General features: G+C 40.5%; 28 protein-coding genes. 18 read left to right on the top strand and 10 right to left on the bottom strand.

Annotated elements, in window-relative coordinates:
- Positions 1-65 precede the first annotated feature (65 nt).
- Together leuS and ATE92_RS03985 are read left to right on the top strand one after the other, a co-directional pair.
- On the top strand, positions 66-2891 hold the full coding sequence (gene leuS / locus ATE92_RS03990; RefSeq protein ID WP_100804350.1) for a leucine--tRNA ligase: 2826 nt from the start codon (positions 66-68) through the stop codon (positions 2889-2891).
- A gap of 81 nt (positions 2892-2972) precedes the next feature.
- Complete coding sequence (locus tag ATE92_RS03985) at positions 2973-3662, top strand: zinc metallopeptidase (protein ID WP_100802467.1); 690 nt, start codon at positions 2973-2975, stop codon at positions 3660-3662.
- Between the two features lie 43 nt (positions 3663-3705).
- On the opposite strand, the gene ATE92_RS03980 is transcribed toward ATE92_RS03985, so the two are convergent.
- Positions 3706-5076, bottom strand: a complete 1371-nt coding sequence (locus ATE92_RS03980; RefSeq protein WP_100802466.1) for a saccharopine dehydrogenase family protein — start codon at positions 5074-5076, stop codon at positions 3706-3708.
- 69 nt (positions 5077-5145) lie between these two features.
- On the opposite strand from ATE92_RS03980, the gene ATE92_RS03975 reads away from it, so the two are divergent.
- Together ATE92_RS03975 and pckA are read left to right on the top strand one after the other, a co-directional pair.
- Positions 5146-5538, top strand: coding sequence for a DUF423 domain-containing protein (locus ATE92_RS03975; RefSeq protein ID WP_100802465.1), 393 nt, complete (start codon positions 5146-5148; stop codon positions 5536-5538).
- 76 nt (positions 5539-5614) lie between these two features.
- Positions 5615-7216 carry a phosphoenolpyruvate carboxykinase (ATP) gene (gene pckA / locus ATE92_RS03970; protein WP_100802464.1) on the top strand — a complete coding sequence of 534 codons (1602 nt, stop codon included), beginning with the start codon at positions 5615-5617 and terminating at the stop codon, positions 7214-7216.
- 69 nt (positions 7217-7285) lie between these two features.
- Here pckA and ATE92_RS03965 read toward each other — a convergent pair whose 3' ends face one another.
- Both ATE92_RS03965 and ATE92_RS03960 read right to left on the bottom strand, forming a co-directional pair.
- Positions 7286-8032 (bottom strand): uroporphyrinogen-III synthase, encoded by a 747-nt coding sequence (locus tag ATE92_RS03965; protein ID WP_100802463.1) that lies wholly within the window; start codon positions 8030-8032, stop codon positions 7286-7288.
- Positions 8033-8059: 27 nt separating this feature from the next.
- Positions 8060-8740: a DUF4271 domain-containing protein gene (locus tag ATE92_RS03960; RefSeq protein ID WP_157809552.1), complete on the bottom strand. Its 681-nt coding sequence runs from the start codon at positions 8738-8740 to the stop codon at positions 8060-8062.
- A gap of 89 nt (positions 8741-8829) precedes the next feature.
- On the opposite strand from ATE92_RS03960, the gene ATE92_RS03955 reads away from it, so the two are divergent.
- The 3 genes from ATE92_RS03955 to ATE92_RS03945 are packed head-to-tail and all read left to right on the top strand — an operon-like array spanning position 8830 to position 11335.
- The gene (locus ATE92_RS03955) at positions 8830-9561 is read left to right on the top strand and encodes a polyprenol monophosphomannose synthase (protein WP_100802461.1); all 732 of its coding nucleotides are present in this window, start codon (positions 8830-8832) and stop codon (positions 9559-9561) included.
- Entirely contained in the window at positions 9561-10904 is a 1344-nt protein-coding gene (locus tag ATE92_RS03950) for a dihydroorotase (protein ID WP_100802460.1), read from the top strand. The genes ATE92_RS03955 and ATE92_RS03950 overlap by 1 nt, the downstream gene beginning before the upstream one ends.
- A gap of 20 nt (positions 10905-10924) precedes the next feature.
- Entirely contained in the window at positions 10925-11335 is a 411-nt protein-coding gene (locus tag ATE92_RS03945; protein ID WP_157809551.1) for a DUF4296 domain-containing protein, read from the top strand.
- On the opposite strand, the gene ATE92_RS03940 is transcribed toward ATE92_RS03945, so the two are convergent.
- Positions 11332-12339: an NAD-dependent epimerase/dehydratase family protein gene (locus ATE92_RS03940; protein ID WP_100802458.1), complete on the bottom strand. Its 1008-nt coding sequence runs from the start codon at positions 12337-12339 to the stop codon at positions 11332-11334. The two genes, ATE92_RS03945 and ATE92_RS03940, sit on opposite strands and share 4 nt — an antisense overlap.
- Positions 12340-12423: 84 nt before the next feature.
- On the opposite strand from ATE92_RS03940, the gene tyrS reads away from it, so the two are divergent.
- Positions 12424-13722, top strand: coding sequence for a tyrosine--tRNA ligase (tyrS, locus tag ATE92_RS03935; protein ID WP_100802457.1), 1299 nt, complete (start codon positions 12424-12426; stop codon positions 13720-13722).
- Positions 13723-13855: 133 nt separating this feature from the next.
- Here the strand turns inward: tyrS and ATE92_RS03930 are convergent, their stop codons facing one another.
- The 4 genes from ATE92_RS03930 to ATE92_RS03915 all read right to left on the bottom strand — a co-directional run bounded on the left by ATE92_RS03930 (position 13856) and on the right by ATE92_RS03915 (position 17407).
- Complete coding sequence (locus ATE92_RS03930) at positions 13856-14371, bottom strand: DUF350 domain-containing protein (RefSeq protein ID WP_100802456.1); 516 nt, start codon at positions 14369-14371, stop codon at positions 13856-13858.
- A 7-nt stretch (positions 14372-14378) separates the two neighbouring features.
- Positions 14379-15188 (bottom strand): hypothetical protein, encoded by an 810-nt coding sequence (locus tag ATE92_RS03925; RefSeq protein ID WP_232729108.1) that lies wholly within the window; start codon positions 15186-15188, stop codon positions 14379-14381.
- 224 nt (positions 15189-15412) lie between these two features.
- Complete coding sequence (locus ATE92_RS03920; RefSeq protein WP_100802454.1) at positions 15413-16387, bottom strand: acyl transferase; 975 nt, start codon at positions 16385-16387, stop codon at positions 15413-15415.
- Positions 16388-16477: 90 nt separating this feature from the next.
- Complete coding sequence (locus ATE92_RS03915) at positions 16478-17407, bottom strand: T9SS type A sorting domain-containing protein (protein WP_100802453.1); 930 nt, start codon at positions 17405-17407, stop codon at positions 16478-16480.
- A gap of 207 nt (positions 17408-17614) precedes the next feature.
- Here ATE92_RS03915 and ATE92_RS03910 point away from each other — a divergent pair, with 207 nt between their 5' ends.
- Together ATE92_RS03910 and ATE92_RS03905 are read left to right on the top strand one after the other, a co-directional pair.
- Positions 17615-18298, top strand: a complete 684-nt coding sequence (locus ATE92_RS03910) for a response regulator transcription factor (protein WP_100802452.1) — start codon at positions 17615-17617, stop codon at positions 18296-18298.
- Positions 18298-19341: a cell wall metabolism sensor histidine kinase WalK gene (locus ATE92_RS03905; RefSeq protein WP_100802451.1), complete on the top strand. Its 1044-nt coding sequence runs from the start codon at positions 18298-18300 to the stop codon at positions 19339-19341. The genes ATE92_RS03910 and ATE92_RS03905 overlap by 1 nt, the downstream gene beginning before the upstream one ends.
- Here ATE92_RS03905 and ATE92_RS03900 read toward each other — a convergent pair.
- Complete coding sequence (locus ATE92_RS03900; protein WP_100802450.1) at positions 19315-20376, bottom strand: glycosyltransferase; 1062 nt, start codon at positions 20374-20376, stop codon at positions 19315-19317. The genes ATE92_RS03905 and ATE92_RS03900 overlap by 27 nt on opposite strands.
- Before the next feature lie 85 nt (positions 20377-20461).
- Between ATE92_RS03900 and trmB the strand changes: the two genes are divergently transcribed.
- From trmB to ATE92_RS03855, 8 genes are all read left to right on the top strand, one after another.
- A complete protein-coding gene (gene trmB, locus ATE92_RS03895) occupies positions 20462-21142 on the top strand; it encodes a tRNA (guanosine(46)-N7)-methyltransferase TrmB (RefSeq protein WP_100802449.1) in 681 nt (226 codons plus the stop codon).
- 33 nt (positions 21143-21175) lie between these two features.
- On the top strand, positions 21176-21802 hold the full coding sequence (locus ATE92_RS03890) for a lysine transporter LysE (protein WP_100802448.1): 627 nt from the start codon (positions 21176-21178) through the stop codon (positions 21800-21802).
- Between the two features lies 1 nt (position 21803).
- Positions 21804-22130, top strand: coding sequence for an MGMT family protein (locus tag ATE92_RS03885; RefSeq protein ID WP_100802447.1), 327 nt, complete (start codon positions 21804-21806; stop codon positions 22128-22130).
- A 279-nt stretch (positions 22131-22409) separates the two neighbouring features.
- Positions 22410-23549 (top strand): Mrp/NBP35 family ATP-binding protein, encoded by a 1140-nt coding sequence (locus tag ATE92_RS03875; RefSeq protein ID WP_100802445.1) that lies wholly within the window; start codon positions 22410-22412, stop codon positions 23547-23549.
- Position 23550: 1 nt separating this feature from the next.
- Positions 23551-23790, top strand: a complete 240-nt coding sequence (locus ATE92_RS03870) for a NifU family protein (protein WP_100802444.1) — start codon at positions 23551-23553, stop codon at positions 23788-23790.
- A 57-nt stretch (positions 23791-23847) separates the two neighbouring features.
- A complete protein-coding gene (locus ATE92_RS03865) occupies positions 23848-24900 on the top strand; it encodes an NAD(P)/FAD-dependent oxidoreductase (RefSeq protein ID WP_100802443.1) in 1053 nt (350 codons plus the stop codon).
- A 45-nt stretch (positions 24901-24945) separates the two neighbouring features.
- Entirely contained in the window at positions 24946-25299 is a 354-nt protein-coding gene (locus ATE92_RS03860; protein WP_100802442.1) for a four helix bundle protein, read from the top strand.
- Between the two features lie 23 nt (positions 25300-25322).
- Positions 25323-25649 (top strand): 2Fe-2S iron-sulfur cluster-binding protein, encoded by a 327-nt coding sequence (locus ATE92_RS03855; protein ID WP_100802441.1) that lies wholly within the window; start codon positions 25323-25325, stop codon positions 25647-25649.
- Between the two features lie 3 nt (positions 25650-25652).
- Here the strand turns inward: ATE92_RS03855 and ATE92_RS03850 are convergent, their stop codons facing one another.
- A complete protein-coding gene (locus ATE92_RS03850) occupies positions 25653-26549 on the bottom strand; it encodes a metallophosphoesterase family protein (RefSeq protein WP_100802440.1) in 897 nt (298 codons plus the stop codon).
- Positions 26550-26606 lie beyond the last annotated feature (57 nt).

The raw sequence follows: 26606 nt of genomic DNA, 5'->3' as shown, positions 1-26606 counted from the left end.
TTCGTACAATAGACGTAAATTTGCTCCTTCCTGAAAGAAAGCGGATATTCCTAGAAATAAAGCAAATGAGCAAATATCATTTTAACGATATAGAGGCCAAATGGCAAAAGTATTGGGCTGAAAACCAAACTTTTAATGCTGAAAATAAAAGCGACAAGCCCAAATACTATGTCTTAGACATGTTTCCGTATCCTTCGGGCGCCGGTTTGCATGTGGGACATCCACTGGGCTATATTGCCAGTGATATTTATGCGCGATACAAACGTCACAAAGGCTTTAATGTATTACATCCTCAGGGGTATGATTCTTTCGGACTCCCGGCCGAACAATACGCCATTCAAACAGGGCAGCATCCCCGCAAAACCACCGATGAAAACATAGCCCGATATCGCGAGCAACTCGATAAAATAGGGTTTTCTTTCGATTGGAGCCGGGAAGTACGTACTTCCGATCCGCATTATTACAAGTGGACCCAATGGATTTTTATGCAGCTTTTCGAAAGCTGGTATTGTAAAAAATACGAAAAGGCCATGCCAATTTCCGAATTGGTGAAATTGTTTTCTGAAGAAGGAAATGCCAGAATTAACGCCGAATGTGAAACCAATACCACCGAATTTTCGGCAGACGAATGGAATTCCTTTTCAGAAGAACGCAAGGAAAAAATACTGCTAAAATACCGTCTTACCTACCTGGCTGAAACCGAAGTGAATTGGTGTCCTCAACTGGGAACCGTTCTTGCAAACGATGAGATTGTAAACGGGGTTTCAGAGCGTGGCGGATTTCCGGTAATTCGCAAGCGGATGATGCAGTGGAGTATGCGAATTACTGCCTATGCCCAACGTTTGCTCGACGGACTCGATACCATAGACTGGCCACAACCATTAAAGGATTCACAAACCAACTGGATTGGTCGGTCAAAAGGCGCTTCGGTACATTTTAAATTGAAGGATCACGACGGAAGCATTGAAGTGTTCACCACCCGTCCCGATACTATTTATGGGGTGAGTTTTATGACGCTGGCACCCGAACACGAATTGGTAGACCGAATCACTACCATGGAACAGCGTTTTGAAGTGTCAAAATACATTGAAGCTACAGCCAAGCGAAGTGAACGCGAACGTATGGCAGATGTAAAAACTATTAGCGGAGTGTTTACCGGAGCCTATGCCATTCATCCTTTTAGCGGAGAAGTCATTCCTATCTGGATTGGTGACTATGTGTTGGCAGGCTATGGAACAGGAGCGGTGATGAGCGTTCCCTGTGGCGATCAGCGGGATTACGATTTTGCAAAGCATTTTAATATTCCAATTCCCAATATTTTTGAAGGGGTGGATATTTCTGAAGAAGCCTTTTCAGACAAAGACACTAGCATTATTGCGAATAGCGACTTCTTAAATGGTTTAAATTATGCTGAAGCGACTCAAAAAGCAATCGAAGCTCTGGAAGCCAAGAATGCAGGAGAAGGTAAAATAAACTATCGTCTGCGAGATGCAGTTTTCTCCAGACAACGCTACTGGGGAGAACCGTTCCCGGTTTATTACAAAAACGGTTTGCCGAAACTAATCGATGCGAAACATTTACCGCTAACACTTCCCGAAGTAGAAAAATACCTTCCCACCGAAGACGGCGAACCGCCTTTGGGCCGTGCCGATGTCTGGGCATGGGATGCCAAACAGTTTAAAGTTGTAAGTAATCAGTTGATAGACAATGAAACTGTTTTCCCTCTAGAACTCAATACCATGCCGGGCTGGGCAGGTTCCAGTTGCTATATGTTCCGCTATATGGATCCTCATAACACCAAAGCGTTGGCTTCGAAAGCAGCAATGGAGTATTGGGAAAACGTCGATTTGTACGTTGGGGGAAGTGAACATGCTACCGGACATTTATTGTACAGTAGATTTTGGGTAAAGTTTTTATTCGACAGAGGGTTTCTTCCTGTAGAGGAACCGTTTAAAAAGTTGATCAACCAGGGGATGATTCTGGGGGAGAGTGCGTTTGTGCATCGTTTGGAAGGTGAGAATGTATTTGTTTCAAAAAGTAAGATTTCGGGTAGAGCTACTCAGCCAATCCACGCAGATGTCTCATTTGTAAATCTTCAAAATGAACTGGATATCAACGCCTTTAAAAACTGGAGAGAAGATTATAAGGATGCCGAGTTTATTACAGAAGACGATGGCACTTTTAAAGTTTCCCGTGAGGTCGAAAAAATGTCCAAGTCTAAGTACAACGTAGTAAACCCCGATTCGATTTGTAAGGATTATGGGGCCGATACCCTGCGGATGTATGAGATGTTTTTAGGGCCTTTGGAACAAGCAAAACCATGGAATACCGCAGGAATTACAGGCGTACATAGTTTTCTGAAAAAACTGTGGAAATTATACCATACAGGGCCGGATGAGAGCTTCGGATTCTCCTACGAAGCACCCACCAAGAACAATCTAAAAACACTGCATAAAACCATTAAAAAGGTGCAGGAGGATATTGAAAACTTCAGTTTTAATACTTCGGTTTCCACTTTTATGATTGCCGTAAACGAGTTGACCACTCAAAAATGTACTACCAAAGACATTTTGGAGCCTTTGGCTATTTTAATTTCACCCTATGCACCTCATATTGCGGAAGAGTTGTGGGAGAAATTGGGTCATAGGGAAAGTATTTCAACGGCAGCGTTCCCGAAATTTGATGCAAGTCATTTGGTGGAAAATACCAAGGAATACCCTGTTTCCTTTAACGGAAAGATGCGATTTACGTTAGAATTACCTCTCGACTTGTCCAAAGATGACATAGAGGCAGCCGTGATGTCACACGAGAAAACTGCCCATTATTTGGAGGGTCGCACCCCTAAAAAGATAATTATCGTGCCCGGAAAGATTGTAAATATTGTTGGCTAATTCCTGCGTAGGCAGGAATCGTATCTCGAAAACAAATTTGCACGATATTTGCTATCTTAAATTAAACAAATTTTAAAAATTATGATTGGATATTATATACTGGCAGGAATTATTTTTTTGGTGAGCATGTACGTAAGCAACAAGCTAAAAAGTAAATTCAAGAAATATTCTCAAACTCGTTTGCAAAACGGAATGAGTGGAAAAGAGATAGCCGAAAAGATGTTAAGCGACAATGGCATTACCGATGTACAGGTAATTTCGGTGGCAGGGCAATTGACAGACCATTACAATCCGGCGACAAAAACCGTAAACCTTAGCGAACCTGTTTACGAACAACGCAACGCGGCAGCAGCTGCAGTAGCGGCTCACGAATGTGGTCACGCGGTGCAACACGCAACAGCCTACAGCTGGTTAAAATTGCGTTCGGCCATTGTTCCGGCAGTTGGAATCTCAAGTAAGCTTTCCAATTTTGTGATCATGGCGGGATTGATTTTATCGGTTTCGGGATCACTTATTGGCAATACTATTTTCCTTGTTGGAATTATACTTTTTGCCATGACAACCGTTTTTGCTTTTATTACGCTTCCGGTTGAATTTGATGCAAGCAAGAGAGCTTTGGTCTGGTTGGAAACCAATAATATGGTGACCAAAGAAGAGCACGCAGGGGCAAAAGATGCCTTAAAATGGGCCGCAAGAACCTATGTGGTGGCAGCTTTGGGCTCTTTGGCGACCTTACTCTACTTTATAAGTATTTTCCTCGGAAGAAGATAATTTATTGAAAGAAAAAAAGGCCGCTTTTAAGCGGCCTTTTTTATTATCCTGAAACGTTATTGGGGTTGTACCCCATATACGGAACATGCTTTTCATTGAAGGTGATTCCGAAGGACTCCAATTCTTTTAGAATGGGTTCGTAGACTTCTTTGGCAATAGGAAGCAAAACTCCCGGAGTTGTAATTTCTTCATTTAGAATTTTTAACGCAGCTATTGCAACCGGTAAGCCAACAGTCTTGGCCATAGCGGTTTGAACCTGATCATCCCCTTTAATAACCATCGTGCTGTCTATTTGTTTCTTTTCACCATTAAGTTCGTAGCCGAATTTGTGATACATCACAATCATGTCTTTGTCATGCTTCTGAAGCGTCCATTTGTCTTCTAAAATACGTTGAAGCGCCAGTGCAGGCGTCGCATCTTTGATGCCTATCTTTTTTTCAGCATTAAAAATATCCAACTCCTCTAGCTTACCCCACATCAAATCGTCCTGATCAATTTTCAAATTATGACGCATTTTCAGCTCTACAGAATCGGTTGGAGAATACGGCAAGAAGAGGTTTACAAATCCTCTGTAGGTTAGATTTTCAGAATTGGGAATGATATAACTATCGTCTGTCATCCCAAGTTGCACAAACATATTCCAGGCCTTGCTAAAACCCAGGTGACGGATGGTTCCTCTGTACAGGGTTAAAATATTTTCAAGTCCGTAAATTTTTCGGTATTTCAATGAATTTCTATTGGCATACCCTTCAAATCGGCCGTGACCTTCCACGTCCAGGAATTCTGTTCTACGGAATAATCTATGATACGGAATGTACTTATACGTCCCTTCCTGAATAAATTCGGCTGCGCCTCCTTGTCCTGCCAAAATTACATTTCGGGGGTTCCAAGTAAACTTATAATGCCACAAATTGTCGTCACTTTCCGGGGCAATGAGTCCACCGGTAAACGATTCGAACAATAACATTTTTCCGCCTTCAGCTCTAATTCGGTCAATCACCTGCATGGCACTCATATGGTCGATTCCAGGATCGAGCCCTATTTCATTCATAAAAACCAAACCTTTAGCCTTTGCCTTTACATCCAGCAATTGCATTTGATCGCTTACATAAGAAGCCGTAACCAAATGTTTCCCGAATTCGATACAGTCTTTCGCCACTTCAATATGAAAGCGTGCCGGAAGCATTGAAATTACCAAATCGCTGTCATCGACAGCCTTTCTGCGCTGCGCCTCGTTAAAAACATCCAGTAAAATACCTCGGCAGTTGGGGTGCCCGTCGGTAAATTTTTGAGCGTTCCCAATGGAGATATCACCGATGGTAATAAAGAGCTCTTCGGCTTCCGATTTGTCTAGTAAATACTGAATTAAACTCGTGGCAGAGCGACCTGCGCCAATAATCAAAATGTGTCTCATTCGTGGCTTTTTTGTTACCTTTATAAAATGATTTCAGAGGGACGAAAGTACTAATTGTAAGTGTATTTTATGGAAAATATCGATAAAAAAATTGTGGTAACCGCATCGGTTTTGGCGGCAGTGACTATTGCACTTGGTGCCTTTGGAGCACACGGTTTGAAGGAATTAATTGACACAAAGGCCTTAGAGACTTTCGAAACCGGAGTTCGATATCAGATGTATCATGTTTTGGCCCTGCTAATTGTAGGATTTGCAAACGGAATTCCTATGACCACCAAAAAATGGGTTTTTCGCTTTTTTGGCTTCGGAATTCTTTTGTTTTCGGGCTCGCTTTATTTTCTAGCGTTACAAGATGTGCTCTCATTTTCGATGACATTTTTAGGTCCGGTGACACCAATCGGGGGCTTGTTGTTTATCTTGGGTTGGTTGCGATTGGTCTATGGTTTATTAACAATCAAGTAGGGATAATTATACTTTTTTAACGAATTTATCTCTGGAGGATTTACTATTTTTGTATCCAGAACAATTAAAACAAGTTATGGTCGATAAAAACCAAGCTACAAAAACAATTTCGTTGGATCAATACGGAATTAAGAATGCAAAAGTTAAGTATCAATTATCTTCACAAGAACTTCATAACGAAACACTACGGAAAGGACAGGGGACAGAAGCAAGCAGCGGGGCATTAGCGGTGAATACCGGCGAGTTTACCGGTAGGTCACCCAAGGACAGATTTATAGTTAAAGACGATATTACCCGTGATAAAGTGTGGTGGGGAAATATAAATATTCCCTTTCCTGCGCCTATGTTCGATGCATTATACGACAAGGTGACGGACTATCTTTCTGAAAAGGATGTCTATGTACGTGACTGTTTCGCCTGCGCCGATGCGGAGCATCGCTTAAGCATTCGTGTTATAAACGAATATCCCTGGTCTAACATGTTTGCATATAATATGTTTTTGCGACCGACGGAGACCGAATTGGAGCAGTTTGATGCAGATTGGTTGATAGTAAATGCACCCGGATTTATGGCAGATCCTGAAGTAGACGGAACGCGTCAGCACAATTTTGCCATTCTAAACTTTACAAAAAAAATCGCCTTGATTGGTGGTACAGGATATACCGGAGAAATTAAGAAAGGAATTTTTTCTGCGCTTAATTTTATCCTTCCGGTCGATAAGAATACCATGCCGATGCACTGTTCGGCCAATGTGGGGGATAACGGGGAAACTGCTGTTTTCTTCGGACTTTCGGGAACAGGGAAAACAACGCTTTCGGCCGATCCCGATAGAAGACTTATTGGTGATGACGAACACGGCTGGACGGCAGAGAATACCATTTTCAATTTTGAAGGAGGTTGTTACGCCAAGGTGATAAACCTTTCAGAAGAAAACGAACCCGATATCTATCACGCCATTAAACCGGGTGCTATTTTGGAAAATGTGATCATGGATGAGAATGGAGTCGTAGATTTCGCCGACACCTCCATCACTCAGAATACTCGTGTTAGCTATCCTATTTATCATATAGACAACATTCAGGAGCCTTCAATTGGGCACAATCCTAAAAATATTTTCTTTTTAACAGCCGATGCCTTTGGGGTATTACCTCCAATTTCTAAGTTAACACCCGGGCAGGCGGCCTATCACTTTATTAGTGGATATACCGCCAAGGTAGCAGGAACCGAAGAAGGTATAAACGAGCCCACGCCTAATTTTTCGGCCTGTTTTGGAGCGCCTTTTATGCCGTTGCATCCTACCAAATACGGGGAGATGTTGAGCAAGAAGATGAAAAATGCAGGCGTGAATGTCTGGTTAATAAATACAGGTTGGACCGGTGGTCCTTACGGTGTTGGATCACGTATGAAGTTAAAGTTTACGCGCGCCATGATTACTGCTGCACTTAACAACCAACTGGAAGATGTACAATATGTGCAGCATCCTATTTTTGGTCTGCAGGTACCGCAAACTTGTCCCAATGTCCCGAGTGAGGTTTTAAATCCGAAGGACACCTGGAAAAATCAGAAAGCCTACGATATTCAGGCGCAAGAATTGGCTACTTCGTTTAAAGACAATTTCAAAAAGTTTGAAGAGTTTGCCAACGACGAAATTTTGTCGGGAGCTCCCAATGGAAAATAAAGAAGCAACTTTTTATCATAAAAAAGGCTCCGCATTGCGGAGCCTTTTTTAGTATAAGTGTTTTAGAATTTATTTCTTGTTAACTTCTTTGATGTATTTTTCTAAAGCCATGGTCATGGATGGAGTTTCGGGCGTAGGAGCCTGAATGTCTACTCGCAATCCACTTTCGGTCGCGGCTTTTACAGTAGTATTTCCAAAGACCGCAATACGGGTTTCGTTTTGTTTGAAATCGGGGAAATTTTGCAGTAAGGATTCAATTCCGCTAGGGCTGAAAAACACCAAAATATCGTAATACACATCGCGTAAATCGGACAAGTCACTTACCACAGTTTTATAGAAAGTAGCCTGCTTCCAATCTACAGCCAAATCGTTGAGGACTGATGGAATTTCAGGCTTTAACTTATCGGAAGAAGGTAGTAGGAATTTTTCGTTTTTGTATTTTTTTATGAGCGGGGAAAGTTCGGTAAAGGTTCTTTTTCCCACATAGATTTTTCGTTTTCTATACACTACATATTTCTGAAGGTAAAACGCCACGGCTTCACTCTGACAAAAATACTTCATGGTATCTGGCACCTTAAATCGAAGTTCTTCTGCAATTCTGAAAAAGTGATCGACAGAGTTTCTGCTGTTTAAAATGATGGCCGTGTACTTTGTTAAATCAACTTTTTGATTACGTACATCTTTACCTGAAACACCTTCAACATGAATAAAAGGCCTGAAATCTATCTTTACTTTTTGTTTTTCAATTAAATCGAAATAAGGAGAATTTTCAACCTTAGGTTCAGGTTGAGAAACTAAAATAGTTTTCACTTTCATAAGCAGCAGTTTTTTTAAATTTACATCCTATACCAGCGCTTTATAGAGGATGATATATGGGGAAATTTCAAGTGCGCAAAGATACAAAATAAAATAAAAGAAATTGTTTAAAATTATTGTACCGTTTGTTTTGTAGCTGTAAAACAGCGCAATACAATTAAGCACTAATAACGTCAAAACAAAGATTGTCAATAGGGTTTGCGAGGGTTGATAGGTGTAAAAAAATACAAGATTTCCTACAAAAAAAACCATCGCAAAAAGGTTTCTATAGCTTAATTTCTGATATAAATAGCCGTTTATTAGGGCATCAATCGAAAAAATAGAGCCAATTATCTTCTCTATGGCGAATTTTATGCCTACAAAGACAAAATACGCTGTACAAATTTGAACAAAAAGCCAAGGATTGTTTTTTGGTATTTCCGGATTGAAAACCTTAATACACAAGTAGATAAATAGGCTAACCGAAACTACTTGACAAACAAAAAGAAGAAGGTTAAAAGGATGCTGAATTTCATCATTTCTCCCCTGGACCAAAAAATATTTATTGGTAATAGGCAGCATTACAAATTCCTGAAACCTTTTGGGGTACATTTGTTTTGCTATGGCAAGCAACACCACGCATCCAACCAGAAGAAGTGTAATCCAGTCCAATGATACAACCTGTCGCTCTACGTATTGCATGCCAATTTTAAGGTAAAGGTACTTCAAAATTGGTTTCGTAAAAGGGTTCAATTAGAATTTCTTTCACATACTATTTACTCAAAAAGAGGTACATTTGCCCAAAAAAAAAGGGGAGTATGTCCAAAGCGGTGGTGGTAATACCCACTTACAATGAAATTGAGAACATCGAACGCCTAATTCGCAATATCTTTTCGTTACAGCGAGCGTTCGATATTCTTGTGGTGGACGATAACTCGCCGGATGGAACCGCACAGGCCGTTACCAATTTGTTCGAGACGTTTCCTAACAGACTGAATATACTGGAAAGAAAAGGGAAAATGGGACTGGGGACAGCTTACATTGCAGGATTTAAATGGGCTTTGGCACGGGATTACGACTATGTTTTCGAAATGGACGCCGATTTCTCGCACAATCCCAACGATTTAATAAGATTGTACAATACGTGTTCTAAAGAGGGTGCAGATCTGGCAATTGGTTCTCGTTATGTCAAAGGAGTAAATGTAGTGAACTGGCCCATGAGTAGAGTGTTGTTGTCGTGGCTGGCTTCAATATATGTACGTTTTGTCACAGGAATGAATATTTACGATACAACTGCCGGATTTGTGTGTTACAAGCGCGCAGTATTGGAAAAAATAAATCTTGAGAAAATACAGTTTGTAGGGTATGCGTTTCAGATTGAAATGAAATTTAAGGCGCACCTGCACAAATTTAAAATTACTGAAATACCCGTGGTTTTTACAGATAGAACCAGAGGTGAATCAAAAATGAGCGGGGGGATTATTTCCGAAGCTATCTTCGGAGTGATAAAAATGAAGTTTAAAAGTCTGTTTAAAGGGTACGAAATTTAATGAAGCCTATTTTAATTAAAAATGCCAACATCGTAAACGAAGGAATTATTTTTCGTGGGGATGTGCTTATTGAAAACGATCGCATCGCGGAAGTTTCTGAAAGTATTAGTGTGAAATCTGCCGATACCAAAGTGATCGATGCGGACGGACAGTATTTACTTCCCGGAATGATTGACGATCAGGTACATTTTAGAGAACCGGGACTAACGCATAAGGCTACTATCGAAACCGAATCGAAGGCCGCTGTGGCAGGAGGAATTACTTCGTATATCGAAATGCCCAACACGGTCCCTCAAGCAACCACTATTGCCTTACTGGAAGACAAGTTTGCCATCGCCGAAAAAACCTCCTGGGCCAATTATTCCTTTATGTTCGGCGGGACGAACGACAATCTTTCGGAAATTTTAAAGGTGGACGAAACCAAGGTTGCCGGCCTTAAATTGTTTTTAGGATCTTCTACCGGAAACATGCTGGTAGACAATCCCAAAGTTTTGGAAAAAATCTTCAGTAAGACCAAATTGCTTATCTCGGCACATTGTGAAGACGAGGCTACCATTCAAAAAAATCTGGCCAAACAGATCGAAAAGTACGGAGATGATATTCCCATAGAAATGCATCCCAAAATACGAAGTGAAGAAGCATGCTATATTTCGTCTTCAAAAGCAATCGAACTGGCCAAAAAAACCGGAGCCAGATTGCATGTATTTCACCTTTCCACCGAAAAGGAAACCAAACTCTTCAGCAATAAAAAACCGCTTTCAGAAAAGAAAATTACTGCCGAGGTATGTATTCACCACCTGTGGTTTACCGAGGAAGACTACAAAACCAAAGGCACAAAAATTAAGTGGAATCCTGCCGTAAAGACCGAAAAGGACAGAGAGGGTCTTTGGAAGGCACTTAACGATGACCGCATCGATGTGATTGCCACAGATCACGCGCCACACACGCTGGAGGAAAAGGACAATGTGTATACAAAGGCTCCTTCAGGTGGACCTTTGGTACAACACGCTCTGGAAGCACTTTTTGAAATGCATCACAGAGGCCGTATTACTGTGGAGAAAATTGTTCAGAAAACAGCGCATAATCCTGCCATTTTGTTTCAGATTAAGGAACGTGGCTACATAAAAAGAGGCTTTAAAGCCGATTTGGTGTTGCTGGATCCTAATTCGCCATGGACGGTAAACAAAGAGAATATTGCCTACAAATGCGGCTGGTCTCCTTTTGAAGGCACAACGTTTAAATCGAGAGTTACACATACCTTTGTAAATGGGGCTTTGGTATACGAAAACGGAAAGTTCCCTAATCCCGGAAAGGGAGAACGTTTAACTTTTAACAGAGGATGAGATATTCTGTAATCATAATAATGTTATTCCTTTTAGGAGCCTGTCAGGATGTAAAACGCCCTGAAAAACCGGACGATTTAATTCCGAAGGAAAAGATGGTGGACATTTTTACCGATGCCTATATGATGAATGCAGCGCGTAGCATTAACTTAAAAGTGCTTAACGATAACGGAATAAAACTGGATTCGGTGCTTTATACAAAATACGGAATAGACAGTCTGCAATTTGCCAGAAGCGATGCTTATTATACTTCGAACCTTAACGGTTATATCGCAATTTTTGATGAGGTTGAAGCCCGGTTAACGCTATTAAAATCTGAGAAGGACAGTTTACAGCTCGCAGGGACCGAAAAAATAGAAGCCGCAATTAAGAAAGACAGCGCTAAGGCTGCGCAAGGCTTGATAGAACCGGCCCAAAGCGATTCTAACTAGGCATCCTTTTTAAAAGCTTCTGCAATTCGTCTTAAGGTTTCTTGGTGAGGCGTGTACGTGAAATCCACTTCGCCTTCTATTTTTGAACCGTCGTAAAATGAAACTTTACACAACGATCTTACCGTAGATTTTACGAGATGTCGTCTGCTGCCAAAAAGGCGGGATGAAAATCCGTCGAGAATCCTTAAAAACGTAAGTATGTTTTTTGAAAGCTGTTTGAAAGGAGGATTTTTGTTGAACAGAACGGCCAATTCTGAAAGCAATTCTTTATAATAAATATTTTTTGCTACTAGAACGAAATTCTTGTTGACGACAGGACTGTTCATTAAGGCGATCATTGCTTTTACAACATCGCGAACATCTACAATACCGGTACCTCCCGAAGTGTAGTAGCTTGTATTTTTTGAAGCTCTTTTAAAAATAATTCCGCTGCCGGAATCCCACAACCCTTCTCCCAAAACCACTCCGGGATTTACAATCACAGCATTCAGACCTTCCTGAGTTCCTCGCCATACCTGCATTTCGGCGCCGTATTTTGTAATGGCATACACACTGTTGTCGTCTTCGGGATTCCAAGCCGATTCTTCGTTCATCAAGAAACCGCTAGGCTCTGCACCCAATGTAGCCACCGAACTTACATAACACAATTTCTTTATACTATTTGCCAAACACAGATTTACAATATTGGCAGTGCCTTCTACATTGGCTTTTTTAAGTTTTCGATAGTGTTTGGGGTTAAAGCTAATGTAGGCGGCGGCGTGATAGACATGGGTAACTCCTTTAAATGCTTCGGTAAGGGTGGGAATGTCCAAAATATTAGCTTCCACCCATTCAATTTTTTTAAATAGCACTTCAGCATCATGAGTGTAATAGGAAAAGACTTTTTTTACGGCTTCCAGATCGCTGTCTTTGCGGTGGATAGCCCGTACCGTATTGTTGTCTTTCAGCAAGGAATACAACAAATGCGAACCTACCAAACCTGTACCGCCGGTGACTAATATCATGCTACGAAAATACTCTTTTTTGCAATACGCTTTCCTCTTTTAAAGCTTCCACCTATCTTTGCGGAAATCTTTAAATACACCACCTTGAAACTTAAGAATTTCGTTGAAGAGCTACAATGGCGCGGTATGGTTCACGATGTGATGCCCGAAACCGAAGCACACCTTATGGAACAGATGCGCGCTGCCTATGTGGGGTTCGATCCTACGGCCGATTCGTTACACATAGGAAACCTGGTTCCTATCATGCTTCTGGCGTTCTATCAGCGTTGTGGTCATAAGCCCTTTGCCTTGGTTGGAGGGGCTACGGGAATGATTGGCGACCCTTCGGGGAAGTCGAGTGAACGAAATTTATTGGATGAAAAAACGCTGCGTCACAATCAGGAGTGTGTGAGAGCACAATTGTCGCAGTTTTTAGATTTTACATCGGGAGCCGAAAATCAAGCCGTGATGGTAAACAATTACGACTGGATGAAGGAGTTTTCCTTTTTGGGCTTTATTCGCGATGTGGGAAAACACATTACCATCAACTATATGATGGCAAAGGATTCGGTAAAAAACAGAATTACAGGTGACGATACCGAAGGGATGTCCTTTACCGAATTTACCTATCAATTGGTACAGGGCTACGACTTTCTGCACTTGTATAAAAACCATCATTGCACCCTACAGATGGGCGGAAGCGACCAATGGGGAAATATCACCACGGGAACCGAATTGATTCGCAGAATTGGTGGTGGAAAGGGGTACGCACTTACTTGTCCGTTGATCACAAAAAGCGACGGCAGTAAATTCGGGAAAAGTGAAGGTGGCAATGTATGGCTTAGTGCCGAACGCACTTCGCCCTATAAATTTTACCAGTATTGGCTGAATACCAGCGATGAAGATGCCGAAAAGTATATTAAAATCTTTACTTTTTTAGACCAGAATACAATCGAATCTCTGGTAAAGGAGCATCAAGAAGCACCACATCTTAGGTTGCTTCAGAAGCGCTTGGCCGAAGAAGTAACCACTACGGTACACAGCGAAGAAGAATTGGAAAAGGCAATAAAAGCTTCCGAGATATTGTTCGGGAAATCTACTTCCGAAGATTTAAAAACACTGGACGCCAATACCTTTTTAGACGTATTTGAAGGCGTCCCACAGGCCGAGATTGCAGCTTCGGAAATTAAAAATGGGGTCGATATTATAGCAGCTTTGGCCGAAAGTACCGGATTTTTAAAGTCGAATGGCGAAGCGAGACGCGCCTTAAAAGAGAATTCCATTTCAGTAAACAAAGAAAAAGTACAAGAAGGCTATTCGATAGGGGATTCAGACCTTATCAACGGACAATTTGTACTGTTGCAGCGGGGAAAGAAGAATTATTATATCATAAAGGTTGTTTAAAGACGAAAGCCCCATCATCTAAACGATAATGGGACTTTCTACATTAACTAACTAACCAACCAAATTATGAAAAACATCTATGTTTACATAACACCTAGTTGGTCTTATTTACGATAAAAACCTTACAACGGTTTTACAAATAATTTGTTACTTCGGGATAAGGTATCATAGAGCTTATAAGCAAGGCGATGCTGTCTTTTACGATAAGGGTGATACTTATTAATATTGCCACAACAATTATCGCCACCGAGAGATTGTTTTTCTTAATTTCCTTGTACTCGTTGATTCCCTTAGTAAGGATGGAAAACAGAAAGAAAACCGTTCCGTTTATAAATACTGCCATGACAAAGCCTATAAAGAGATAAAATCCCGAATATTTGGCGATGGTAATCACGTCGATGGTCTCGGTATGATTGAGCGATAAACGCACCACGTTCGTAATAGAAGGTAAAATTTCACTTAAAATAATACCAATGGATAGTACGATCCCGGAGGTAAAAATGGTGAAAGCCAAATTGGAACCTCTTATATCCTCTTTGTTGAAAAATAGCCGAATTAGCATTTTATAGGAAATAAAAATGATAATGACTGTTACAATGAGGGACAATAATATTTCCAAAAGTGCGAGTGTAAACAGTTGTGTATTCATAGGTGTTTTATTTACTGGTTAGTACCACATCCCAATAGTTTACATCGTCCCAACCGGGGGAGAGATACCCTACTTCAAAGAATTTGGCTGTGGTTTCCCACAAAATGTATTTTTTTCCGTTGTGAATTTTTGTCAGGCCGCTTGCCGGTAGGTTAATTCCTATTACCGAGTGTCTGTAAAAGTCACTGTTGACAATGGCCACATCGTAATTAAAATGTTTTAAAATAGAATAGATTAGGACGGTGCGGGTGTCACAATCTCCTTTTAAATTATGAAGAAAGGACACAGGGTTTTGTATGCCGTACAGCACGTTTCCAATACAGCATTCGGGACATTTCTGTAAAATCTTCTTGATGGAATCTTCATAATAACTCGCCGGGTAACATTGGTTTTCAAAGACGAATGAGTAGGGAATATCCTGTATGCAGCTAACTACCATTTCTGCAAATTCCATCTGGTTGAGTTGCTTTTCGGCATTAATGGCTGCAAAGGTGCTTAGCACCAGATCCAGACTGGGCGTGTCGGTTCGGTCTATATAATCGTACAAACTTCCCCAAAAATTTCCGCCCTTAGGAGGAGCATATCTCTTAATATGGTCTTTCAGATTAAAAAAGTCACGCTCCCTAATCGTAAGACTACCACTGTAATCGTTACCGTAATTGTCTTTCCAGTTACGTTGGCTACTGAAAACCGGAATGGTGTCCAGCCCTTCAACATAGATGGTTTCCTCAACTACATCTTCGGTAGTAAAAGTGACCTGCCGACTATTGTCTTTAATGAAATTGGTGATAAAATCTACCGCGGATTTAAGAACCATAAAAACAACGAAAACTATAATTCCATTGATTAAGAACCATTTGAAGGAAGGCCTTCCAAATATTTTAAGGGTTAAAAGTATTGCTGGAATTAAAGCAAGTATCAAGGAAACAATCCCTGGGAGATTGATAAAAATTTCGATTACCCCAAAGAAAACAAGGGTAATTACAACCACAAAAACAAACCATAGACAACCGTTGGCAGGTTTTTTTGAAGAAGGACTCATTATAGTACCATTAAATTGCAGCCGCGAATATCGCTGGTGTCAAATCTACCCAAAATTTCGAAACTTCCGTCCTTATAAATTTTTCCCAGATCCTGAGTGGCTATAAACGCACAGGAATACAGGTTGGCCAGATCGATCACATTAATTCCTCCTGTTTTGTCAATAAGCTGTGTGAGGGCATCTTCAGGGTCGCGAGTGGTAATTTTCATCCATGGCGGACAAGTAAAAATGTTATTACCCTTGGAATACGCTTGTGAGAGTAATTCGGTCATGCCGTATTCGCTATGAATTTCATTTACGCCAAAACCCTCCTTTAAAACGCTGTGTAATTCGTCTTTTATCATTTCTTTCCGTTTGCCTTTCATGCCACCGGTTTCCATAATTATGGTATGTTGCAGCTGAAATTTTTGCCGTTCGAGTAAATCCAATAACGCATAGGAAACTCCAATTAAAATGGTTTTTTGCTTGGAAGCTTCCAAAAACCGAATCTTTTCTATTAATGCTGACGTATTGTCTAAATAAAATCCACTATTCGAATTCCCGCTTGCTTTTATCAGGAAATCGACCATATACACCAGCGACGATCCGCCTCTTTCCAGATAGGAGGGCAACAATGCCAGAATAGTGTATTCTGAAGGCTTTCCATAAGCCTGAGTAAAAGCTTCGGTGAACGATTTTTCGTAGAGGTTTAGGTTTGCCACATGGTGTGTACTAGGAATACTACCGGTGGTACCGCTGCTTGTAAATTTTTTTGCTACGGAAGTGTTTTCGGCCAAAACCGTATGACTTTTAAAGAATTGAATGGGTAGAAAAGGAATCTCTGAAACCTGTTGCACAGATGCTTCGGAAACCGACAAATAATCGCAAAACTCTCTGTACACCGGAACGTTTCGGTATTGAAAGCGGAACACTTCAAGTGCGGTCGTTTCAAAAGCTTCCGAAGAGGAGATTGTAAAAATATCTTTTTCTAACATGATTCTTTTAGCGGCAATCCAATTCAAAAATAGGGAATAAAAAAAGCTTCTACATAAGCAGAAGCTTTAAAATTAACAGGGAGCGTGAACTTACTTCACTATTAATTTTTTAACTGTAGTTTTATTTTCTTGCGTTAATTTCACAAAATAGACGCCGCTTGTAAGGGCTGAAATGTTCAGCAGCGAATGGGAAATTATTCTTTCCAATACTTTTTCCCCAAGAGAATTATAAATACAAACTGAAGCTTGAGAAATTTCTGAAGCTGAAATATGTACAAAGTCTGTCGCAGGATTGGGATATAATACGACTGCATTTTCAGAAATGTCTGCAATTCCCAAAAGACCTTCAAAATGTACCGAATCGAAGAAAAAAGCTTCAGCCCCTGAGTTGTTTCTGGCTTCAATAATGAGTTGGACGGTGATATCGGGACTGTTGTCAATGGTAACCGAAGCAGTTTGCCAAACCCCTTCAATTCCCAGATCGTTGATATCGTTGCCGGTTGTGTCCAATAAATCGTATTCAACTGCACTATTTATGTCTTTTACATAGATTCGCAATCGGTCTGATGCCGAAACATTGGCAGTGCCATCGCCTTCGTAACCTGTTTCAGAAACAAAATAGGCAATGGAAATGGTAGGAGAGGAAATTTGTACCGGATCGAATTCCAGAATAAAATTGCCGTCGACGTCGCTAATTTCATAGCCGTTGAGTCCGTCGGGAAACGGATTCGAGTTGTTGGGCGGACTGTCGGTCACACCAACAGTATCTCCGTCCGTAAGTCCAACCCCCGGCGTATCGTAGGGTTCGTAACGGGCGTTGAAGCCAATTTCGCTTCCGGAGGGAGCAAAATCTACAAAGGGTTCGTTGGTATTGTTAAGTAAGTCGTGAGCCACAGTGGCATCGCCGGTATCTGTGTAAGGATCGTTGAAAATTTCGGGAACCTCAAAACCGGTCCCAAAAACTTGAGCAATGGCGGAAACTCCTAAAAATAAGGGTAACCAAAAAATAATAGTTTTCATCTTTTAACAGGTATAAAAAGAAGTTAGTATATACCCGGGGAGCCATTAAAATAGCCTTGAAGTAACAAGATACTACATTTTAAAGATCAAGATGGACGTATGTTCTCGAGATTAATGAATTGTTATGTAATGGTTAACAATTGGAGTTTCAGATTACCAAAAAGTAATTAGTAGTATCTTTGATTTCTATAATGATTCAGTGATACGATGAAACGAAAAGACACAAGAATATTGTTAGTAGATGATGAGCCGGATATTCTGGAAATTGTAGGCTATAATCTTTCTTCGGAAGGGTATCAGATTGTCACGGCCGATAATGGTGTAAAAGCCATAAAGCAGGCCAAAAAGCACAAGCCCCACCTAATTATTCTGGACGTGATGATGCCCGAAATGGACGGCATAGAAGCCTGTGAGAAATTGCGAAACATCCCGGAACTCTCCGAAACAGTCATCACTTTTCTAACTGCCAGAGGCGAAGATTATTCCCAGGTGGCAGGATTTGATGCCGGAGCCGACGATTATATTACCAAGCCTGTAAAACCCAAAGTGTTGCTGAGTAAAGTAAAGGCCTTGTTACGTCGTTTTAAAGAACCCGATGAAGGCGAGACTTCCTTACAAGTAGGCGACTTGATCATAAACCGGGAAGAATATAAAATTGTAAAAGGCGAAGAGGAAATTGTCCTACCACGCAAAGAATTTGAGTTACTTTCGTTATTGGCGTCAAAACCCGGAAAGGTTTTTAAACGCGAAGAGATTCTGGACAGTGTTTGGGGAAATGAAGTTGTGGTAGGAGGTAGAACCATCGATGTTCATATTCGAAAACTACGCGAAAAACTGGGCGACGATAAATTTACAACTGTAAAAGGCGTAGGGTATAAGTTTGTAGTGTAATGGCAGGTATTTTCAAAAAAACGTACAAGTTTGCTGCATATACTTCGGCGGTAATCACACTTTTTTTGACTCTTGCCATGAGTGTTTTCTTCTATTTTAATGAATCACTTAATTATTGGTTTCTTGCAGGCTTTGTAGTTGTTTGCTATTTCTTTTCATTTTTTATTATCCAGTACAGGGTCGAGCGTTTTATCTATAAGCGAATTAAAAAAATATACGACGATGTAAGCTTGTTGGACGCCACCAGCTTGCAACCCAAGCAAATTACAACCGATATGGCGACGCTTACCAAAGAAGTGGAACGTTTCGCACATGATAAAAAGCTGGAAATAGAAACCCTGAAAGTTCGCGAAAACTACCGGAAAGAGTTTATTGGAAACATTTCACATGAGCTAAAAACACCTTTGTTTACGGTCCAAGGCTATATTCTAACCTTGTTGGACGGAGCCATGAAAGACAAATCGGTGCGTAAAAAGTATTTGCAACGCGCCAATAAAGGTGTAGAACGCCTTATCTACATCATCAAGGATCTGGATATGATTACCAAACTTGAAGTTGGGGATCTTAATCTTCACAAAGAGGACTTCAATATTCTCGATTTAATCCAGAATGTTTTCGATCTTCTGGAAATGAAAGCAGCCAAAAAAAGTATTGCCCTTACTTTCGACATCGATTACCAGGCGCCTATTTTTGTGAATGCAGACCGAGAACGAATTCAGCAGGTATTGTCTAATCTTATTGTAAATTCTATAAAATACGGAAAGTCCAACGGTACCACGGAGGTAAGCGTAGAAAAATTAGTTCGCAATAAGGTAATTGTTCGTATTACAGATAATGGAGAAGGGATTGAAAAATCGCATATTCCACGTCTGTTCGAACGATTTTATCGTGTGGATAAGAGTGGTTCCAGAAAAGAAGGTGGCAGTGGCCTGGGGCTTTCAATTGTAAAACATATTGTGGAAGCCCACGATGAAAAAATCTATGTTGAAAGTCAGATAGGCGTTGGGTCCGAATTTTCATTTACGCTCGAAAAGTCTAAATAAGGTTTCAAAATCAACTCTTTCGTTGAGGTTTTTCAATCCTTTGTAAAGTGGCACTTTTTTTAGTTTATTAAAGCTAAAATTCTCTTGTTTACACGAAGGTACCAATCCTAAACTCTTAAGTCGTTTTGCCAGGTATTTCTGCTCGTACTGTCCGGGTGTTGGAATAAAAAAGGCTTTTTTTTCCATCGCAGCAAGATCCATCACCGTGGTATAGCCCGATCTTGAAATAACCAGATCGCTTGTGTTGATAGCCTCTTCCAACTGCGCCGTTTCCATAAAATTAACAACGGTAATATTTTCAATTTGCTGTGATTGTTGCTCTTTTTCTACCATGCCTTTTACCAAAAGCACCTTGCATTGCTTTCCTTTTAATTCGGTTATCAATTTTTCTTCCAGAAGGGTACGTTGTGGTTCGGGCCCTGAAAGCAAGGCCAGAATATCGTATACCTTAGGAATATTTTTCACCTTCATTCTGCTAAGGGGGCCCAAATATTTTATGGGAAAATCGGGGTTTTTAAGATGTCCTAATTTTCCACTGAGGTTAGGACTATGCTCACAATCGGGCACCCAACACTCGTCAAATTTTTTGATACTTCTCTGGTGGATTTTACTACTAAAAAGGGTGGTGTTGCCACTTAAAACATTCAGTTGATGGGTAATAAAAACCGAAGGTATTTTTTTGTTCCGTACTCCAAATCGGTTGTCACTTATACTACCATCGATCTTACCTTCAGAAACCAGTTGTGCGATTATTTTTTTTTCTGAAGCCATTGTTTTTCGAATGTGGGGTAGTTTCAGAAAAATAGCCCATTTAAAACGACTCCCTTTTTTTGAATAAGTGATGTTATAGGAAGGTAATTCAACCGAAGTGAGCTGCGGAAACTCCTTTTGAAGCAGTAATAACGCAGCCCCGTCTGAAGCAATTATCACACTAAAATTGTGTTGCAACAGCGCATTTATAATGGGAATACAACGGGTGGCATGACCTAGTCCCCAGTGTAAAGGTGCAACCAAGATGGTTTTCTTTTCAGCCATAAAAACAAAGGTAATGATATTAGTGTGGCTTTATTATTTCCTTAATTTTACCAAATAATTACGAATACTAAGAAATAATAGCAGCGTGGGGAGTAAAAACAAATTAAAACGCTTTAGAGAAAATGAAACTTTTGCCAATGTGGTGCAACCCACTCGCGAAGAAGTTTTTAAAAATTCACATCAACTAAAAGGCAATTGGAGGGCAGGTTTTTTCAAAAACAACAACCCTATTGTGCTTGAATTGGGTTGTGGTAAGGGAGAATATTCGGTGAATTTAGCCAAAGCCTATCCTGAGAAAAACTTTTTAGGGGTAGATATCAAGGGAGCCAGATTTTGGCGAGGTGCAAAGACTGCTTTGGAAGAAAATTTGACGAACGTAGGGTTTTTACGTACACAAATTGAGCTGATAGACCATCTTTTTGCCGAAAATGAGGTAGACGAAATCTGGATTACCTTTCCCGATCCACAAATAAAATACAAGCGGACCAAACACCGACTTACCAATAAAGAATTTTTAGATCGCTATAAAAAAATTCTCAAGCCCGAAGGGGTAGTACATCTAAAAACCGACAGCGAGTTTATGCACGGATATACCTTGGGATTGCTACACGGACTTGAGGAAGAAATAGAATACGCACACCACGATGTGTACGGAACAGACCACGCTCCCAAAGAAGTTACACAGATTCAGACCTATTATGAAAGTCAGTATTTAGAGGTGAATAAAAAGATTACCTACGTTAGATTTAAATTCCGTTCCGTTTAATTTTTTTATATTCACAGGACTAACAAACCACCAATGTCTCTTATTTTAAATTTCGCGATAGGTTTTATAGCTGCATTTGTAGGTGTGATACCGCCGGGTTTTCTCAATATGTCGGCAGCTAAAATAAGTATGGCGGAAGGGCGTAAAAAGGGCCTTCTTTTTTCGATTGGGGTTTGTGTCACGGTAATAATTCAAACCTATGTTGCTCTTTTATTCGCGCGTTATTTAGACAAACATCCGGAGGTTGTCGATACGCTTCAGAAAATGGCGTTGGGGATATTTATTTGTATTACTATTTACTTCTTTTTTATAGCTAAGGACACGCGTAGAGCTGTGCCAAAGGAAATTAATAAATCTAAAACCAGCCGTTTTTTTTCAGGAATGTTTTTAGGAGCCCTTAACCTGTTGCCCTTACCGTATTGGGTGTATATTAGCATCACTTTTGCAGGCTTTGGATGGTTTACATTTACCCAACCCGAGCTTTGGGCCGCTGTCGTAGCTTCAGGATTAGGAACCTTTGTAATGCTGGGATTGTATGTGCAATTTTTTAAGAAGAAGGAAAATCAGGAAAGGCAAAGGGTAAATATGAATTATATAATTGGCGCGATTACGACGGTGATTTCGATAATTACGGCCTTCAAAATATTTAGTTACTTTTAGTATGACCGAACCGGGTTTTTTTGAAAAGGTATATCAGGTCGCTGCGCTTATTCCCTACGGAAAGGTGACTTCCTATGGCGCTATTGCGAATTATCTGGGTGCTTCCGGCAGCGCTCGAATGGTGGGTTGGGCCATGAACAATAGTCATAACAAGGATAATATTCCCGCACATCGAGTAGTGAACCGAAAGGGCTTGCTTACGGGCAAGCATCATTTTGACGGAACAAATTTAATGCAGCAATTGCTGGAAAGCGAGGGTATTGATGTAATTAATAATCAGATTCAGGATTTTGAGAAGCTGTTTTGGGACCCTTCAAAAGAGTTGTAACAGCGCCAAATCATTTCAATCTCACCACTTCATTTTCCGAAGATTTACCACTATATTTGCACTTAGAATCAATCTAAATTAGTGAGACCCAATTTTGAAGAGCTAAGCGAATTCAAAATTGCCGGTCGAACTAACCCCGACGAAGGTCGGGGTCTCAAGAGATTAAGACTCAAAAGTTTTGAAGAGCTAAGCGAATTCAAAATTGCCGGTCGAACTAAATTGTTGGTCGAACTAAGGAACATGATTGATTTGCTTATAAAAAAAAATTGAATTGTAGGAATGACTCTAAACAAACAAGACATACTAAAAGCCCTGGAAACGATCACCGTTGCGGGGGAAGGAAAAAATATGGTGGAGAGCGGTGCCGTGCAAAACGTGGTTACATTCGCCGATGAAGTAATTGTAGATCTTATCTTAACCACTCCGGCTTTACACATAAAAAAACGAGCAGAGGCCGATGTGATTAAGACCATCAAAGAAAAGGTCTTTGCAGAAGCACAAGTACAGGTTAATATCAAGGTAGAAGCTCCTGCCAAACCACAGAACCCAAATCTTATAAAAGGAAAACCAATTCCAGGGATTCAAAATATTGTAGCTGTTGCTTCGGGAAAGGGTGGAGTTGGAAAATCTACTATCACCGCTAATTTGGCCGTAACGCTGTCAAAAATGGGCTTTAAAGTTGGAATTTTGGATGCCGATATTTACGGCCCTTCTATTCCCATTATGTTCGATGTTGCTTTGGAGAAACCACTTTCGATAAATGTCGACGGGAAAAGCAAAATGAAACCCATAGAAAATTACGGCGTTAAAATTCTGTCTATCGGCTTCTTTACGCAACCCAATCAGGCGGTTATCTGGCGTGGCCCAATGGCAGCAAAAGCTTTAAATCAGTTGATTTTTGATGCGGCCTGGGGCGAACTGGACTTTATGTTGATCGATTTACCTCCGGGTACGGGTGATATCCACCTAAGCATTATGCAATCATTGCCAATAACAGGAGCTGTTGTGGTAAGTACACCTCAAAATGTAGCCTTGGCTGATGCCCGAAAGGGAGTAGCGATGTTTCAGCAGGAAAATATAGACGTACCTGTTTTGGGAATTATAGAGAATATGGCATATTTCACACCCGAAGAACTTCCGGAGAATAAATATTATATCTTCGGAAAGGAAGGAGCCAAAAACCTTGCGGAAGATTTAGAAGTTCCCTTTTTGGGTGAAATCCCCTTGGTGCAGAGTATTCGGGAGGCGGGAGATGCGGGACACCCTGCAGCCTTACAAACAGCAACTCCTTTAGAAGAGGCTTTTGAAAATATTACCAAACGGGTGGTTGAAGAAACGGTTCGCAGAAATGAGTCGCTCCCTCCCACCGAAGCAATTAAAATAACCACTATGGCAGGCTGTAGTGCAGTAAGAAAATAATATGACAACAGAAGAATTAACCATTAAAGTAGAAGAAGCACTCGATGAAATTCGTCCCTTTTTACAAAGTGACGGAGGAGATATTTCATTATTGTCCATCGACGAGGGAAAAATTGTTCGGGTGCAACTGCAAGGAGCCTGTGTGGGATGCTCGGTGAATCAAATGACGCTGAAGAGCGGGGTTGAGATGACTATTAAAAAGTATGCGCCCCAAATTGAAAGTGTTCTTAGTGTGGAGTAAACTCCCTAATTTGAAAAGGATTTTTGTAGTATCCTAACATTAACCAGGTCGTTTTACATGATAAAAACAGACATACTTATTATTGGCGCGGGACCCACGGGTCTTTTTACCGTTTTTGAAGCAGGATTATTGAAACTAAGATGTCATTTAATTGACGCCTTACCTGAACCCGGTGGACAATGTGCCGAAATATATCCCAAGAAACCTATTTACGACATTCCTGCATTTCCCGAAATTTTAGCAGGCGAATTGGTCGCCAATTTATTGAAGCAGATTGAACCTTTTCAGCCCGGATATACTTTGGGGGAGCGCGCCGAAACCATTGAAAAATTAGAGGATGGTTCGTTTATAGTTACCACCAACAAAGGAACAAAGCACCATGCTCCCATTGTGGCAATCGCCGGAGGGTTAGGGAGTTTCGAGCCCCGAAAACCTCCTATCACTAACATTGCACATTTTGAAGATCACGGGGTAGAATATATTATCCGCGACCCGGAGTTATATCGCGATAAGGATGTGATTATTGCCGGTGGTGGAGACTCGGCTTTGGACTGGAGTATTTTTCTAACCGATATTGCCTCAAGTGTCACGCTAATTCATCGTAGAAATGAGTTTAGAGGGGCATTGGACAGTGTGGAAAAAGTTCAGGAATTGAAGAATCTAGGAAAAATTGAATTGCTTACACCGGGGGAAGTAGTGGGAATCATCGGAGATTCGAAGGTGGAAGGAGTTACTATTAAATTAGGTCCTGAAGTAATTCAGCGGTCCTGTGATCATTTTATTCCACTATTCGGATTGGCACCTAAATTAGGACCTATAGCCGATTGGGGTCTGGAAATAGAGAAGAATGCTATTAAGGTGAATAATTCTTTGGATTATCAGACCAATATCCCCGGGATTTATGCTATTGGCGATGTAAATACCTATCCCGGAAAACTAAAACTAATTCTTTGCGGATTTCATGAAGCCACACTCATGTGTCAAAGTGCATACCAGCGTATTTTCCCGGACAAACGCTATGTCATGAAATATACTACTGTTGGCGGGGTAGAAGGCTTTGACGGGAGTAAAAAAGAGGCGCCGAAGGCTATCGTAAAGTCTATAGACTAGGGGTTAGGAATTAGTAAATAGTAGTTAGTAAATAGTAATTAGAGAATGGCAATTAAAAAATTTGAGGACGTTATTGTTTGGCAAAAGGCGCAAGAGTTTGCTGTTGCTATTTATTCTGAATTTACTAATTGCAAAGATTATGGATTTAGAGACCAAATAACCAGAGCTGTTGTTTCAATTTCAAATAATATTGCTGAAGGATTTGAAAGAGGAACAAATGCCGACTTTAAAAGATTTTTATATTTTGCTGTTTCGTCGAATAGTGAAGTGAGATCAATGCTTTATTTAGCCGAAAAACTTAGTTACTTAGGTATTCCACAATCTCTCATCCTTATTGAAAAGTCGAATGAAATTTCTAAAATGTTGTACGGTTTAATAAAATCAATTACTAAACCCTAACCCCTAATTACTAACTACTTAAATTGGATATAAAAATCACAATCATAGACCGCCAAGGCATCCCTCACAAAATTGATGCTCCTACCGATATGAACATGAATGTCATGGAATTGGTGCGTTCGTATGAATTGGCTCCTGATGGTACAATAGGTATTTGCGGTGGAATGGCCATGTGCGCATCATGTCAGTGTTATGTATTGAGCAATCACGAACTCCCCGAAAAAAGTGACGATGAAGATGCGATGTTAGCTGAAGCGTTTCATGTAAAAGAAAACAGCAGGTTGGGATGCCAACTTCATATTAAGCCCGAAATGGAGGGATTACAAATTGAATTGGCTCCTGAAAGTTAATTATTATTCAATTTTATAATCGGTCAAATTCTGAGGCCCTTCCAGTAAAATTCGAATCACCTTTAGCGTCCCGTCTTCAGTTGTAGCAATCTGCCATTTTATCAAGGAAATTTGTCCGTTTTCTATTTCCAGTCCGGTAATACTTCTGGGATGTACACAGCTTCCATCGTTAAAGAATGCAATTTCTCCTGGTTCGGGAAAACGGGGTCGGTGAGTATGGCCGGTTATTGTAAAAATATTGTCATTGTCAATAATCCACTTTTTTGTACGCCGCTCTACCTTTATAAGTTCACTGTAATTTTTCGCCGGACTAGTAGGATCACCAATTCCAAAAATTTGCAATTGACGCCATAAGGCCCGGACCATAAACCGATTGAATTTCCAACCTCTGTAGTTCATCCAATCTGCCTGATGCCCATGTACCATAAAAACTTCCTGGCCGGTTTCTTCATGCGTTAGCACCAAGCCTTCGGTAAAGGTAATACCCGGAAACAACGGGTCTTGCTTTCCTGTTACTTTATTAAAGTACGAAAACAGGTGTTTTTCAACATACCGCTGATTTCGATACACCATGTCGTGGTTGCCCAGCAATCTTACCAACCTGTCTTCATTATAAAAAAGACGCATTAGTTCGTATACATTCTTGTGCGCTTCCAAAATTGATTTGAATTCGATATTCTCCCACAATTCGTCACCATCGCCCAGTTCACAGTAGGTGTATCCTTCGGTGTAGTAATGTTTTAATGCGTGGTAGTAAATATTCCGGTTGTTGGCAAATTCATCTGCAAAACTATTATCGCCACGATGACAATCGCTGAAAATTATAAACTTAGAGGCATCGTTAAAAGAAATTCTTCGGGCAGTTTTATAAGCACGGGAAATTCTTTTTTGAGAAGACATAGCATTTCTTTTTTTAAAGATACTTCAAATTTCAGAATAGCTATAATTCAGAAATTA

The sequence above is a fragment of the Ulvibacter sp. MAR_2010_11 genome (genome assembly GCF_002813135.1).
In the GTDB taxonomy this organism is placed as follows: Bacteria; Bacteroidota; Bacteroidia; order Flavobacteriales; family Flavobacteriaceae; genus Altibacter.
This window is presented reverse-complemented; position numbering and strand designations above follow the sequence as displayed.

Excerpts from the sequence above, each read along its gene's own strand:
- ATE92_RS03915 (WP_100802453.1), bottom strand. The coding sequence starts at position 17,407 with ATGAAAACTATTATTTTTTGGTTACCCTTATTTTTAGGAGTTTCCGCC.
- ATE92_RS03850 (WP_100802440.1), bottom strand. The coding sequence starts at position 26,549 with ATGTCTTCTCAAAAAAGAATTTCCCGTGCTTATAAAACTGCCCGAAGA.
- ATE92_RS03860 (WP_100802442.1), top strand. The coding sequence starts at position 24,946 with ATGGCAATTAAAAAATTTGAGGACGTTATTGTTTGGCAAAAGGCGCAA.
- ATE92_RS03955 (WP_100802461.1), top strand. The coding sequence starts at position 8,830 with ATGTCCAAAGCGGTGGTGGTAATACCCACTTACAATGAAATTGAGAAC.
- ATE92_RS03945 (WP_157809551.1), top strand. The coding sequence starts at position 10,925 with ATGTTATTCCTTTTAGGAGCCTGTCAGGATGTAAAACGCCCTGAAAAA.
- ATE92_RS03940 (WP_100802458.1), bottom strand. The coding sequence starts at position 12,339 with ATGATATTAGTCACCGGCGGTACAGGTTTGGTAGGTTCGCATTTGTTG.
- ATE92_RS03985 (WP_100802467.1), top strand. The coding sequence starts at position 2,973 with ATGATTGGATATTATATACTGGCAGGAATTATTTTTTTGGTGAGCATG.
- ATE92_RS03930 (WP_100802456.1), bottom strand. The coding sequence starts at position 14,371 with ATGAATACACAACTGTTTACACTCGCACTTTTGGAAATATTATTGTCC.
- ATE92_RS03925 (WP_232729108.1), bottom strand. The coding sequence starts at position 15,188 with ATGGTTCTTAAATCCGCGGTAGATTTTATCACCAATTTCATTAAAGAC.
- ATE92_RS03965 (WP_100802463.1), bottom strand. The coding sequence starts at position 8,032 with ATGAAAGTGAAAACTATTTTAGTTTCTCAACCTGAACCTAAGGTTGAA.
- ATE92_RS03980 (WP_100802466.1), bottom strand. The coding sequence starts at position 5,076 with ATGAGACACATTTTGATTATTGGCGCAGGTCGCTCTGCCACGAGTTTA.
- ATE92_RS03885 (WP_100802447.1), top strand. The coding sequence starts at position 21,804 with ATGACCGAACCGGGTTTTTTTGAAAAGGTATATCAGGTCGCTGCGCTT.
- ATE92_RS03910 (WP_100802452.1), top strand. The coding sequence starts at position 17,615 with ATGAAACGAAAAGACACAAGAATATTGTTAGTAGATGATGAGCCGGAT.
- ATE92_RS03905 (WP_100802451.1), top strand. The coding sequence starts at position 18,298 with ATGGCAGGTATTTTCAAAAAAACGTACAAGTTTGCTGCATATACTTCG.
- ATE92_RS03975 (WP_100802465.1), top strand. The coding sequence starts at position 5,146 with ATGGAAAATATCGATAAAAAAATTGTGGTAACCGCATCGGTTTTGGCG.
- ATE92_RS03900 (WP_100802450.1), bottom strand. The coding sequence starts at position 20,376 with ATGGCTGAAAAGAAAACCATCTTGGTTGCACCTTTACACTGGGGACTA.
- ATE92_RS03890 (WP_100802448.1), top strand. The coding sequence starts at position 21,176 with ATGTCTCTTATTTTAAATTTCGCGATAGGTTTTATAGCTGCATTTGTA.
- ATE92_RS03875 (WP_100802445.1), top strand. The coding sequence starts at position 22,410 with ATGACTCTAAACAAACAAGACATACTAAAAGCCCTGGAAACGATCACC.
- ATE92_RS03865 (WP_100802443.1), top strand. The coding sequence starts at position 23,848 with ATGATAAAAACAGACATACTTATTATTGGCGCGGGACCCACGGGTCTT.
- pckA (WP_100802464.1), top strand. The coding sequence starts at position 5,615 with ATGGTCGATAAAAACCAAGCTACAAAAACAATTTCGTTGGATCAATAC.
- ATE92_RS03950 (WP_100802460.1), top strand. The coding sequence starts at position 9,561 with ATGAAGCCTATTTTAATTAAAAATGCCAACATCGTAAACGAAGGAATT.
- ATE92_RS03870 (WP_100802444.1), top strand. The coding sequence starts at position 23,551 with ATGACAACAGAAGAATTAACCATTAAAGTAGAAGAAGCACTCGATGAA.
- leuS (WP_100804350.1), top strand. The coding sequence starts at position 66 with ATGAGCAAATATCATTTTAACGATATAGAGGCCAAATGGCAAAAGTAT.
- ATE92_RS03920 (WP_100802454.1), bottom strand. The coding sequence starts at position 16,387 with ATGTTAGAAAAAGATATTTTTACAATCTCCTCTTCGGAAGCTTTTGAA.